Origin of the sequence: Micromonospora humida, from assembly GCF_016901255.1 — a bacterium.
GTDB lineage: Bacteria > Actinomycetota > Actinomycetes > Mycobacteriales > Micromonosporaceae > Micromonospora > Micromonospora wenchangensis.
The window spans coordinates 162,460-175,333 of record NZ_JAFEUC010000012.1 but is presented as its reverse complement, the minus strand read 5'-3'; the positions used below and the strand labels follow the sequence as shown (position 1 = coordinate 175,333).

The 12,874-nt window shown below is 71.9% G+C and carries 9 protein-coding genes; 8 read left to right on the top strand and 1 reads right to left on the bottom strand.

Features of this window, described 5'->3' with window-relative positions; translation table 11 throughout:
- The first annotated feature begins 224 nt into the window (after positions 1 to 224).
- From JQX11_RS23250 to JQX11_RS23220, 7 genes are read left to right on the top strand one after another with little or no spacing between them, the layout of a single operon-like run.
- Positions 225 to 539, top strand: coding sequence for a hypothetical protein (locus tag JQX11_RS23250; protein WP_088643869.1), 315 nt, complete (start codon positions 225 to 227; stop codon positions 537 to 539).
- Between the two features lie 13 nt (positions 540 to 552).
- Positions 553 to 915 carry a hypothetical protein gene (locus tag JQX11_RS23245; RefSeq protein WP_067302246.1) on the top strand — a complete coding sequence of 121 codons (363 nt, stop codon included), beginning with the start codon at positions 553 to 555 and terminating at the stop codon, positions 913 to 915.
- A 49-nt stretch (positions 916 to 964) separates the two neighbouring features.
- Complete coding sequence (locus tag JQX11_RS23240; protein WP_232378407.1) at positions 965 to 4,777, top strand: ATP-binding protein; 3,813 nt, start codon at positions 965 to 967, stop codon at positions 4,775 to 4,777.
- Positions 4,778 to 4,779: 2 nt separating this feature from the next.
- Positions 4,780 to 6,750, top strand: coding sequence for an MFS transporter (locus JQX11_RS23235; protein ID WP_204927084.1), 1,971 nt, complete (start codon positions 4,780 to 4,782; stop codon positions 6,748 to 6,750).
- A 4-nt stretch (positions 6,751 to 6,754) separates the two neighbouring features.
- Complete coding sequence (locus JQX11_RS23230; RefSeq protein ID WP_204927083.1) at positions 6,755 to 7,303, top strand: hypothetical protein; 549 nt, start codon at positions 6,755 to 6,757, stop codon at positions 7,301 to 7,303.
- On the top strand, positions 7,300 to 8,475 hold the full coding sequence (locus JQX11_RS23225; RefSeq protein ID WP_204927082.1) for a M23 family metallopeptidase: 1,176 nt from the start codon (positions 7,300 to 7,302) through the stop codon (positions 8,473 to 8,475). The genes JQX11_RS23230 and JQX11_RS23225 overlap by 4 nt, the downstream gene beginning before the upstream one ends.
- Positions 8,476 to 8,488: 13 nt before the next feature.
- Entirely contained in the window at positions 8,489 to 9,091 is a 603-nt protein-coding gene (locus JQX11_RS23220; RefSeq protein ID WP_204927081.1) for a hypothetical protein, read from the top strand.
- A gap of 2 nt (positions 9,092 to 9,093) precedes the next feature.
- On the opposite strand, the gene JQX11_RS23215 is transcribed toward JQX11_RS23220, so the two are convergent.
- Positions 9,094 to 9,654, bottom strand: a complete 561-nt coding sequence (locus JQX11_RS23215) for a hypothetical protein (RefSeq protein WP_204927153.1) — start codon at positions 9,652 to 9,654, stop codon at positions 9,094 to 9,096.
- A gap of 426 nt (positions 9,655 to 10,080) precedes the next feature.
- On the opposite strand from JQX11_RS23215, the gene JQX11_RS23210 reads away from it, so the two are divergent.
- Positions 10,081 to 12,654: an FtsK/SpoIIIE domain-containing protein gene (locus JQX11_RS23210; protein WP_443673948.1), complete on the top strand. Its 2,574-nt coding sequence runs from the start codon at positions 10,081 to 10,083 to the stop codon at positions 12,652 to 12,654.
- The last annotated feature ends 220 nt before the right edge of the window (positions 12,655 to 12,874 follow it).

The window sequence follows — 12,874 nt, the reverse complement described above, 5'->3', positions numbered from 1 at the left end:
TTGTCGCAAAGGGGGGCGGCCCGTACGCTGTGGAATTGCCCAGCATCAAGAGATGGCGAAGCCTGGAGGGAGGGCCGAAGCGGGAAAATCCCCCCAAATCTCGCCACTCTCCGTGGTGAGAGACCCGCGCCGCGTCATCGACGCTGTGCACAGTGAGCACATTCCCGCCAGGCTTGCCTACTGCACCACCGCGGCACCGCCGGCCGCGTTATGGGGAGGTTCCAGTGATCGCCTTCGAGCTGATGGAGACGACGTCTTCCGGCGTCGCACAGGTGCTGCACACCCTGGCGACGACGCCACTCGCCGAACCGGCCCCCAAGGGCATCGACACCAACGGTGTCGTCACCTTCTTCGCCAGCAAGATCGCACCCATCCTGCTCGCCGTGCTCGGGGTCATCTTCATCGGCCGGGCCAGCCGGGGCGAGATCTCCAAGGTGCTGACCAGTTCGGCCATCGCGATCGTCGGGCTGGCCTTCATCGCCGGCGCGGCAACACTCTTCTTCATCGGTGACTACCTGATCGATCTGATCTTCGAATAGGCGCGGGCGAGACATGCGGCTGCGCACCGACGACGACATCTACCGGGCCCGCCTGGTCTACCTCGGGCCGCCCGGCTACACCCTTCCGGTCCACCTCCCGTACGCCCAGTACGGACTGTTCATGCTGCTCGTACCCCTCTACATGTTCATCCACTGGCTGTTCACGCTGCAGGTCGAGCTCTTTCCCGCCTGGGAGATCGCGCTCGCCATCGTGAGCACCTCGTTCATCTTCCGGTACGTCGACCCGGACCGGCCGGCGCGGATGGTCATCCGCACCGCGCTCACCGACTGGCGACGCACCCGGGAACCGGCCGCCGAACTGCGGGACCCCCGCCTGGTCGGCAGCCGGATCAGGATCCGGGAGGAACTGGCATGACGGGGCGTTTCCCTATCGGGCAGTCGGACCACACGGGTGAGGCGGTCGAATGAGTCGCTCTTCCACGCCGGGTTTCCCGGCCGGACGACACAGCGCCCCACACGGTAACCGTGCGCGGTCGTTCGACTACCCCCAGGAGGAGCTGCGGGACGACGAGCCGTACGACCCGTCCCTGCTCACCGGCCCGGGACAGGGCGGTGTGGGGGTTTTCCAGGCTCCCCGGCCCAGTCCCGGCCGGGGCACTCCGCCGGCCGAGCCGGCACCCGCCGCGCCGATGCTGGTGGGTGACGGCACCGACATCGACTCCCCCTTCCTCGACCTCTTCGGTGGTGGTCCCCGCCCCGGCGCCACCCCGTCGCCCGGCACCCCGGCGCGCCGGGGACCCGGCCGGGAGCACCGACCCGTGCCGCACCAGCCGGCCCCCACCCCCACCCCGCCGCCGGCCATCGAGGCGCAGGCACCTGCGGCGGCCATCGAGGCGGCCCCCCCGGCCGCGCGTACCCGCGTCCCGCACCAGCAGGGCGACCGGTCGACGGCGACCCCGACCGGCGACCGTCCGGCCGAGGCACCGCAGCGGGCACCGCGCCGGGTCCCCACCGACCCGTTCCCCCGGGACACCGGCGAACCGCTCACCGCACGGGAGGCGGCCGAACGCGCCCGCCGGGAGGCCACCGAACGGGCCCGGGAGGCGTCCGACCGCGCCCGGCGCGAGGCCGCCGAGCGGGCTCGCCGGGAGGCCGCCGAACAGGCGGCGGCGGACGCGGCCCGCCGCGAGGCAGCCGAGGCGGCACATCGCGAGGCGGTGGTCCGGGCCGAACGCGAGGCGGCGGAGGCGGCACACCGCGAGGCGGTCGCTCAGGCCGAACGCGAGGCCGCCGAGCAGACCCGGCGGGAGGCGGCCGAGGCGGCCCGGCGCGAGACGGCGGAGCGGGGCCGACGCGAGGCCGCCGAGCAGGCGCGGCGGGAGAACGCCGGCCAGTCCCGGCGGGACGCCACACTGACCCCCCGACCCCGCCCCACCCCCGCGGCGACCCCGGCCCCGGCCAGGCCCGAACCCGTCGAGCCGGCCTGGCCGGAGGACGTCGAGCCGGCCTGGCCGGAGCCGACCGAGCCGATCCGGGCGGAGGCCGTGGTGGCCCCGGCCGGCGCGCTGGCCGCCGAACCGGCCCGGCCCGCGCCCGTCGACCCCGACCGGCCCGCGCCGGCGGACCCCGGCTCCCGGGAACTTGCCACGCCCCGGGAACGTGCGGCGAGCCGCCGAACCGCCGCGACCAAGCCGGTCCGGGTACGCCCACCGAAGATCAAGTTCGGGGACCGGGACCCGTCGATCGAGCTGGCCATCACCGAGATCGCCGGGCACCTGACGTTCACCCCCAACACGGTCACCGCCTGGTACTGGCTCCCCGAGGTGCGGTGGGCGTTCCGTCCGGACGCCGAACGCGAGGCGCTGCTCTCCGCCATCTCCGAGCAGTACGCCGGCCTGGCCGGCTTCCGGCTGCACCTACGCCGCACCACCAGGCCGTTCCCCGCCGACGAGTGGGCCCGCACCATCGACGCGCACACCGCGTCGCCGCTGCCCGACGTGCCCGGCACGCCCGGCTGGGCCGACCACCTGGTCGCCGCGCAGCAGCACCTGATGTCGGTCAACCACGCCGAGGGGCAGACCTACCTCGGGGTCACCTTCGCCCGTCGTTCCCTCGGCGACTCCCTCACCGAACGTCTGCTGCGCGCCTTCGGCAGGGGCACCGCCGACGGTGAACGCCGCAAGCTGGGTCGCACCGTCGAGCAGTTCGACGAGGTGCTGGGCAGCTTCGGCATGCGGGGCCGGCGGGTCACCGCGCAGGAGCTGGAATGGCTGCTCTACCGCTCGGTGGCACTGTGCATGGCCCCGCCCGGTGCGCTCTCCCCGGTGACCAACGGCCGGTGGGAACGCGGTGACCTGCTCGCCCTCACCGAACAGGTCGAGCGGTACCGCACCCCGTACGGCACCACCGTCAAGCTGGTCAACCGGATGACCGGCGAGGAACGGCACGTGGCCGTGCTCGCGGTCGGCCGGATGGAGCCACTGGAGATCCCCGAACGGCACGAGCCGTGGCTGCACTTCCACGAGCGGCTGCCCTGGCCGATGGAGATCTCCACCCGGGTCGACATCCTCGGCTCCGGTGACTCCTTCCGTAACCTCGAACACCGGCTGCGGATGATCCGGTCGCAGCAGCTCGACTACGCCGAACACGGCATCGACGCCCCGCCCGAGCTGGAACGGCTCGCCAAGCGGGCGCTGGTGATCGGCGACGAGATGACCACCGGCCTGCCGGTCGACTCCGCCCGGGCACACGGCTGGCACCGGATCGCCGTGGGCGGCCGGACCCGCGAGGAGTGCATGGAACGGGCCCGCCGGCTCATCCAGCTGTACTCGCGCGAGCTGCGCATCTCCCTGCAACACCCGAAGAACCAGGACTGGCTGGCCCGAGAGTTCATCCCCGGCGAGCCGATCGCCAACACCGGCTACGTCCGCCGGATGCCGGTGCCGCTGCTGGCCGCCGCGCTCCCCCAGGCCGCCTCGACCGTCGGCGACCGTCGGGGCGACCTGATCGGGCGTACCGCCGGGACCTGCCGTCGGCCGGTCTTCCTCGACCTGCACTTCCCGATGGAGGTACGCGAGCGCTCCGGGCTCGCCGTCTTCGTCGCCGAACCCGGTGGTGGCAAGTCGACCCTGCTCGGCGCGCTCGGCTACCTGGCCGCCCGGCGGGGGGTGCAGGTCACCCTGCTCGACCCGTCCGGGCCACTGGCCCGGCTCTGCGCCATGCCGGAACTCAAGCCGTACGCCCGGGTGCTCAACCTGACCGGCTCGGAGCCGGGGACGCTGGCCCCGTACGCGCTCATCCCCACCCCGCTGCGCAGCGAGTTCACCTCCGGGGCGGCGGGCGACCGGGAGTTCGAGATCGCCGTCTCCAACGCCCGGGCCGAGCGACGCATGCTGGTGCAGGACATCTGCATGATGCTGGTGCCGCCGCAGGTGGCCCGGGAGGCGTCCACTGCCACCCTGTTCCGGCACGCGGTACGGCAGGTGCCGGCCGAGGAGACGTCCACCCTGGACGACGTGGTCACCTGCCTGCAGGGGCTCGACGACGACGCCGGCCGGGAACTGGCCCACCTGCTGCTCGACACCGCCGAGATGCCCCTGGCCATGCTCTTCTTCGGACGCCCGCCGGAGGGGCTGCTCGGTGCGGGGGCGGCGCTCACCGTGATCACCATGGCCGGCCTCCGCCTGCCCGACCTCAAGATCGAACGCGAGTACTGGTCGGCCGAGGAGGCGTTGGCCCTGCCGATGCTGCACACCGCGCACCGCCTCGCCGTCCGCCGCTGCTACGGCGGGTCGATGTCCTCCCGCAAACTCGTCGGCCTGGACGAGGCGCACTTCATGGAGGGCTGGCGCTCCGGCCGGTCCTTCCTGGTCCGCCTCGCCCGCGACTCCCGCAAGTGGAACCTCGCCGCCCTGGTCGCCTCGCAGAACCCGAAGGACATCCTCGGCCTCGACGTCCAGAACCTCGTCTCCACCGTCTTCGTCGGCCGCATCGCCGAGGACACCGAGATCGCCTCCGAGGCGCTCCGGCTGCTCCGGGTGCCGGTCGACGACGGCTACGAGGCCACCCTGGCCTCCCTGTCCGCCGTCGACACCACCTCCGCCACCCGGCTCGGCTTCCGCGAGTTCGTCATGCGGGACGTCGACGGCCGGGTGCAGAAGGTCCGGGTCGACGTGTCGTACGTCGAGGGGCTGCTGGATCACCTCGACACCACCCCCGCCGCGGTCGCCCAGGCCGCCGGGATACTGCCGACCGTCCTGGCTGATCTGGAGGCGTGACAATGGCGAGGGCCCGGGCACGGATCACGGCGCTCCTCCTCGCACTCGGCGTACTCGCCGGTGCCACGATCGCCTGGCCGGTGGTCGGGGCCACACCGGCGTACGCCCGTACCCCCGTCACAGGTCAGGCCACCCTGACGGCACAGGCGGCTGCCGATCTCTGCACCACCAAGGAGTGGCAGGCCGACTTCCGCGCCTGCGTCGCCAAGCTCAAGCAGGTCAGCGAGACGGAGGTGGACTGCCGGAAGCCGCCGGTACCGTCGGCCCCGGACTCCGGTCTGGCGGGCTGGTTCGCCTCCCGCCCCGACTCGTCGAAGCTTCCCGGGCCGAAAGGCTTCTACAGCGACTACGGCTACGGTGGCTACAGCTTCAACACGTACGACGTGGAAGGGGGCTGTGCCTCCACCGTCCTGCATCCGGACTACAAGTTCACCACCACTGTCGCCAACGGCGAACTGATGATGGCAACTGCCGTGGTGGGTGCCTCGAACGCGCTCCGGGAACGCGCCTGGGACCCCCGGTCGATGTGGAACTGGGCCGACCCGCTGGTGGAGAAGGCGACCAAGGCCGTCTACCAGAAGGTGTTCAGCGTCTTCGGCATCGTGACGCTCTGTGTGGTGGGCCTCTACCTGCTCTGGCGCTCCCGTCAGTCGGACATGAGCAACGCGATGACCACCGCGGGCTGGGCCCTGCTGGTGATGGTCGCGGTGACCGCACTGGCCGCCTGGCCGGTGAAGTCGGCCAACATTGCCGACGGCACCCTCATCACCTCACTGGGCGTCGTCCATGACGCCGTCGGACCAGCGACGCGAGACATTCCAGCAGACAAGTGCGTTCTGCCGAATCCCGATGCATGTGTGGACAAGCGTCCCCCGGCAGTCCGTGCCAGTGACACCGCCACCGAATCGATGTTGTACCGCAACTGGCTGCGCGGGGTCCTGGGCTCGGCGGACAGCGAGACGGCCAAGAAGTACGGGGCAGCCCTCTACGATGCGAAGTCGCTCTCCTGGGAGGAGGCCGAGAAGCTCAGGGAGAATCCCGCCACCCGCGAGGCCACCATCAAGGCCAAGCAACAGCAGTGGATGACGGTCGCCGAACAGATCAAGACCGAGAATCCCGAGGCTTACGAGTATCTCCAGGGCAGCCGGGACATGGACCGGATCGGTTCCGGGTTCATCGCGGTCCTGGCCGCACTGCTCTTCGCCATGTTCGACCTCACCGCCTCGCTGCTGGTGCTGCTCGGATTCATGATCTTCCGGTGGGCGGTGATCGCCGCACCGATCCTGGGCACGATCGGCATGCTCCGCCCGGCCAGCGCCGGGCTGCGGCGGCTGGCGAACGCCGTGGTCGCTGCCGTGTTCAACATCGCCATCTTCGGCACCGGAGCGGCGATCTACCTGTTCGCCGTCGACCTGATCATGAGCACTCCGACACTGCCGGGCTGGCTCCAGGTGGTGCTGGTCTGGCTCTGTGGTGTGGTCGGTTGGTTGCTGCTCCGGCCCTACCGGAGGATCACCCAGCTCGGCGGCAAGGACAGCAGTGAGGCGGTCGGCTCGGCCGGGTCGTGGCACCGCCGTTTCTTCCGGGACATGCGCGTCGCCGCCCGACTCGACGTGGCCGAGCCGGGGGGCACGGCCGAGCCGAAGCTCACCAGGGGACGCGGGGCCGCGCTGGAGCCGGCCACCCTGCGGCCTGAGGCCAGGCGGGAAGACCCCAGCCACTCGACGGTCAGCACGCCGGGGCAGCGGGAGCGCCCGGATGGACGCGAACGCGCCGACGAGACCGAGACGAAGCCATCGACTCGGGAGGGCAAGCGGCCCACGCCCGCACCTCGTCCCCGGCGCCGTCCGGCGAGCTGGACCGAGCCGGACGTGCCGGAGGAGGCGCCGTCCTTCGTGGTCTACCGGCCTGACTCCGCGCCGGCACCGACACCCGTGAAACCCAGCCCCCGTATACGCTCCGAGGCGAGGTGACGCGATGCGGCGAGCGATCGAACTCCTCTTCACGCGACTCATCCGGTCGCGGCTCGGCATCGCGCTCGTGATCGCCGTGCTGGTGCTCGGGGTGATCGGTACGGCTCGCCTGGTGTCTGGTCCCGAAGACCTCACAGCGGGACTCAGCAGCCGTCCACGGGAACCGATCACGGCCGTCGATCCAGAGGAGGGTGACGACGGAGTCATCGCCACCCCGGTCCCGGAGTCACCGCGCACCCGGCCCGGGGAGCTGACCCCCGAGCAGACGGCGACCCGATTCACCACCGCCTGGTTGGGCGGGGCCACCATCACTGCGGAGCAGTGGCAGGCGGCTCTGCGGCCGATGTCGACGTCGGAACTCACCGAGAAGTTGGCCGGTGCCGACCCGGCCGGAGTGCCTGCTGTCAAGATTGCCGGCACTCCGACGCTACGACCTCGGACGGCGGTCTTCACGGAGGTTCTGGTTCCGTTGGAGGGCGGACAGCTGCGGCTGGAGCTGGTCGCCCCCGACGGCCGCTGGTTGGTGGATGCCGTGGACTGGGAGCGGGAATGACTGCCGAACTGCCACCGACCGGCGCCCCACGCCGCCGGGTCCGGATGGGTGCCGTTGCCGCCGCACTGACCGGCACTCTCGCGTTGCTCTGCTGTGGTGGCGGCAGCGCCGCGTTCTTCCTGACCAATCTCGGCGGCGACCAGGAGACCCTGGTGTCGAACGAGCAGCAGTGCGATGACGAGCACCGGGTCAACGTCACCGGCAAGATGCCCCGGATGTCCGCGTACGGGGCCAGTCAGATGCGTAATGCCGCGATCATCATCAAGGTCGGTCAGGACATGAAGGTGGCACCGCGGGGCTGGGTGATCGCGGTGGCGACGGCGATGCAGGAGTCAGCGCTGCGCAACCTGTCCAACAGCACCGTCGCCGGTTCCAGCGGCATTCCGAACGAGGGTGTCGGCTCTGACCACGATTCCCTCGGTCTCTTCCAGCAGCGGGCCGGCTGGGGCAGCGTCACCCAACGGATGAGCCCCGACTATGCGGCCCGCAAGTTCTACGAGAAGCTGTTGAAGATCGACGGTTGGGAACGGATGCCCCTGACCCGGGCCGCGCAGAAGGTGCAGATCAGCGCCTACCCCGACGCGTACGCAAAACACGAGGACGTCGCCAGTCAGATCGTCAATGCGCTCGCCGGTGGGGCTGCCCGCACGGTCCAGATCGCCGAGCGGGCGGTGTGCGACCGCGCCTCCGCCCGCGCCATCGCCGCCTCCGGCTGGACCGCGCCGATCGACGGCGGGGTCGGCTCCGGCTTTCGGACAGCGAGCCGACCGCGACACAACGGCGTGGACATCGGTGCCCGCAAGCGAACCGAGATCCACGCCGCCGCCACCGGTCGGGTGCTGGTGGCCCGCTGCGATCCCGACCACCGTGGAAATCGCAACTGTGACGTCGATGGTTTCCCGGGCAAGGGGGGGTGCGGGTGGTTCGTCGACATCCTGCACGCCGGCGGCTTCATCACCCGGTACTGCCACATGATCGAAAAGCCCCGGGTGGTCCCCGGGCAGCTCGTCAAAGCCGGGGAGGTGATCGGTCTGGTCGGGAGCAGTGGCAACTCCTCCGGCCCGCACCTGCACTTCGAGGTGCACATCGACAGCAACCGCAGCTTCTCCGGCGGCATCAACCCGGTGCCGTTCATGCGGCAGCGTGGTGCACCGCTGAACGGTTCGGCATGAGGCTGTCGCCTCGATGAGCGGACCACTGCCGGACCCGTTCGCCGGCCAGCCCGACTGGGCGCCACTTCCACCACGACCGGTCGAGATCGTTCCCGCCACCGGCCGGGTGGAGCTGCGCGGCCGGCGGGTCCTCGTCGGGCTCCCCGGCCTCGGTTGGCGCGGGGACCTGCGCGCCGACGAGCGGGTGGTACAGGGCAGCCGTACCTATGTGCCGGTCATCCCCGAGCACGAGTGGTACCGGGCGGAGGCCGACCAGGTGGAGGTCTTCGCCCCGCTCGTCCCCGTGGAGCGGGTCTGGGTGGAGACCCTGGGTGACCGGCCCGCGCCTACCGGACCGGTGCGGGAACAGGGGATCCAACTCGTCTCGCTGGACGGGCCGACGCACCGCGCCCCCACCCCGGTCTTCGAAACCGACGCGGTCAGCGGACGCCGGGTGGTCCACGTCGAGGACGCCGTCGAACACCGCGATCTACGCGCGGTGACCGAGTCCTACTCCGGTGCCGACGGTGACATCTGTGTCCGGGTCACGCCGGAACTGGAGTGGTACCGCTGGGCCTGGCGCGGACAACCACCCACTACTATGGAAATCCCCGTCCACCTGCTGTGGATTGAATAACCTCAACCGACCATATTTGCCATGCAGATTGTCCAATGATCGTCCAGGCGAGTCTGAAACCGCCAACGTTGGCGATCACTCTGTGAGATGCCGTCCACGGCTGCCGAAAGAATCAGATCGGTCTCCACCTGAGCGGTTTCGCCATCTCGCTGTACTGAAAGTGCACCCCAACTGACGGTGAGGGTAGCTGAAAAACGGCGCTCCCTGTCACGTAGATCATTACGAAGCGCTCGAAGCGCCGCTAACCCGTCTGAACTCTCGCTGCAGACGAGAAGACTGGCGCGGGTGTCGTTCTCGTTGACCAGGAACTCACGGAGATAGTTGTCGACGACGACGTCCGGGGCGCTGCGATCCGGGGTGGCGGCCCGCTCGTACAGCACGTAGCCGGTGATCCCGCCGCCGACGCAGAGCAACGCCAGCACCCCGGCGACGACGGTGAGGACGGTCCGGAGCCGACGGGGTGGACGCTGTGGCACCGGCAGCGGCGCAGGGGGTGCCGAGTGCTCCGGTGGGGTCCGCTGCGCCGGTACTCGGGACACCTGGGAACCGGCGGGGGGCTGCACTGATTCCACCCCCTGAGGCTATCGGCTGGACGCTCTGTACCCAATGCCCCGAAGGCTGCGGATCGTGACAGGACGACCCCGGGAGGTGAGAGTTCGTCGCGATGTGCGACAAGCCCGGCGCATCGCCGCCGCGCTTCCCGGAGGAGTGGCCGGGGCTGGGATACGGTCTGCAGTCGGGGAGGCTTCCCGTCGCGAACAGCGGGGTGGAGCACCTCGGAAAGAGGGGTGGACGCGGTGGCCGGTCCGAAGGCTCGCACGAACCGCGCCGCAGCCCTGCACCGCCGGGCCGCCGCGACCGTCGCCGCTGCCGCCACGGTCCTCGACGAGATCCGTCCGGCCCCCGCCGACCAACGCCGCCAGTACGAGCTGGCGGACCGGCTGCGGCACGCCGCAGCCCTGCTCGCCCCGGGCTGGGCCGGGGACGCCTTGACGGACCTGTCGGCGCACACGCCGTGTGGTGAGGAGCATCCGCCCTTCGTCCGGATCGGGACGGGGGCCCCGCTGGAGGATGCGCGCTTCCCGGCGCTGGTGCCGCTGCTCGGCTCGGCGCACCTGACTCTCGACGTGGACGTGCGTGACACCCGGGTGGCGGGTCTCGTCCGGGCCGTGTTGCTGCGCCTGCTGGCGGCCACGCCGGCGGGTTGCCTCCTGGTCCGTGGCGTCGACGGCACCGCAGCACCGGGCACCGCAGGCACCGGCACCCGACCTGGCACCTCCGACACCACCGCCCGCCCGGTCACCGCGGGCACCGGCACCGACACCGACACGGCTGGCACGGAACAGGCCGGTGCCGGGCAATCCGACATCGGCAGAGCCCGCACCGCAGGGGCCGCCCCCCAGAACACCGCCGCCGACGCGAGCACCGCACCGCAGCACAGTGGAACGACGAACCCCCGGGACGGGGCCGTCTTCGCCCCGTTCACCGCGCTGGCCGACGCCGGACTGTTCCCGCCTGCGGCGACGGACGTGGCCGGTCTGCGGGCGGTGCTCGCCGAGGCCGAGCAGTGGGTCTCCCCGGGGGCCGGCCGACCCCGCCGGCACGACCGGACGCTGCTGCTGGTGATCGCCGGGCTGCCCGGGTCGACGGCGTCGAGTGACCTGGACCGGATCGTGGCGCTCGCCGAGCGGGGTCGGGGTGCCGGGCTGCACCTGGTGGTCGCCGGCTGGCCGGCGGCCCGGCCACCGTTGCCAAAGGCCACCCCGGTACGGCTGCGCACCTCGTACGCGCTGCTGGGTGATCCACCGGGCAGCCCGTTCAGCGGACCGGGCACCGACGCGCCGGGGGGCCTGAACTGTCCCGTCCTCGTCGACGAGGACCCCGGCGCGGAGCTGATCGACGCCGTCTGCCGTCGGCTGGCCGACCAGATCGAGGCGGGCTCCCGGTTGGGTCTCGCCGAGCTGCTGCCGCCCGGGGACGCGCCGCTCTGGGCGTCCTCCTCGGTCGACGGCCTGTCCACCACGGTGGGCGACGCCGGCGGCCGGCCGGTCACCGTGGGTTTCACCGAGTTGACTCCGCACTGGTTGGTCAGCGGCCGGTCGGACGCGGACCGGGCGGCCTTCCTGACCAACACGCTGCTCGGCCTGGCCGCCCGTTACGGCCCGGACGAACTGGCCCTGTACCTGGTGGATCTGGGTGCCGGGGAGTCGTTCGTGGAGTTCCTCCAGACCCGGCGGGACAGGTCGTGGGTGCCGCAGGTCCGCGCGGCGGGGATGGCCGCCGACCCGGAGTACGTGCGGGACCTCTTCGACCAGTTGGCGGCGGAGATCAATCGCCGGGAGGAGGCGGCGGCACGGGCCGGCGGCCAGCGTTTCGCCGAGCTGCGTGACCATCAGGTGCTGCCGCGCGTCGTCTGCGTCATCGACAACTTTCCGCTGCTGTTGTCGGATCGGGAACCGGTGGCCGCCGAGGTGCTGGCCCGGTTGGACGGGCTGGCCAGGTCGGGTCGCGGGTACGGCGTACACCTGCTTCTGGCCGGCGCGGGTGATCTGGGCGTCGGCGCGGGAGCGGCACCCCGGGATTCGGTGCTGGGGCAGTTCCCGGTACGGGTGGCGCTTGCCGGCGGCAGTGCGGTGCTGATGCCGACCAACGACGCCGCCGCCGGTCTGGCGGTGGGCAGTGCCGTGGTCAACACCGCCGGTGGCCTGGGCGGCCCACGCGGCGCGACGCGCGGGCACGAGCGGCTGGTCCGGTTCCCCGACCCGCACGACGCCCCGGAGGTGGTGGAGGAGCTGCGGCACCGGCTGTTCGCGGCACGGCCGGAGGATGCCGTACCGCCTGTGGTGTTCGCGGGTTGGGCCCGGCCGTTGCTGGGCAACGATCCCCGGATGCGCGCCGCCGTTGCCGGTCGGTGCGGGGCGCCGGCGGCGCTGCTGGGCCGGGCGGTCGACGTGGCCCGGACGACAGTGGCGGTGCCGCTGGGCCCGGTGGCCGGCCGCAACCTGGCCGTCCTCGGGCCGGGTCCGGCGGCGGCGACGTTGCTGGCGACGGCCGCGCGCAGCACCGCCGCGCACCATCCGCCGGGCTGCGCGGAGTTCGTGCTCGCGCCGCTGGCCGAGGGCTCCGCGTCGCTGGCCGCCGCGCTCGCCGCCGAGTTGGGTGAGCGTCACCGGGTGTCGACGGTGGACGGGCCGGGGTTGCTGACCGAATTCTCGGGCACCGGTCCGACCTACCTGGTGGTGTTCGGGGTGGACGTGCCCTCGACGGAGGAATTGCCGCCGGACCGGCTGCGTACGCTGCTGCGGGAGGGCCCGCCGGCGGGTCGGCACCTGCTGGGCTGGTGGCGGACGGTGCCGCCGCTGGCCGGGTTGGTGGAGCCCGACGGCGAGGTCGGGAAGCTGGCCGCGGTCGCGACGGTCGACGTGCCGGGTGCACAGCTCGCCCCGCTCTTCGGGCACCCGGTGCAGTGGCGTCCCCGACCGGCCCGGGTGGTCCTCTGGGACACCACCGACGACCGGGGCACGGTTCTGGTGCCGTTCGCCGACGAGGCGGACCCGGCATGACCGGCCACGGCCGGGCCCGCGTGGAGGCCATTCACGGCGCAGCCCGCGCGGAGACCATCCACGACGGGGCCGGAACCCGCGGTCCGGAAGGCGGCCCGCGCGGAGCCGGCCGGGCAGGGCCGCCACGCGGCTCCGGCCGCGATGCGCGGCGTGCGGGACCGACCCCCGGGAGGACCGCAGGTGACCGACCGCGAGGAGAACCGGGCGTGACGAGCCGCGA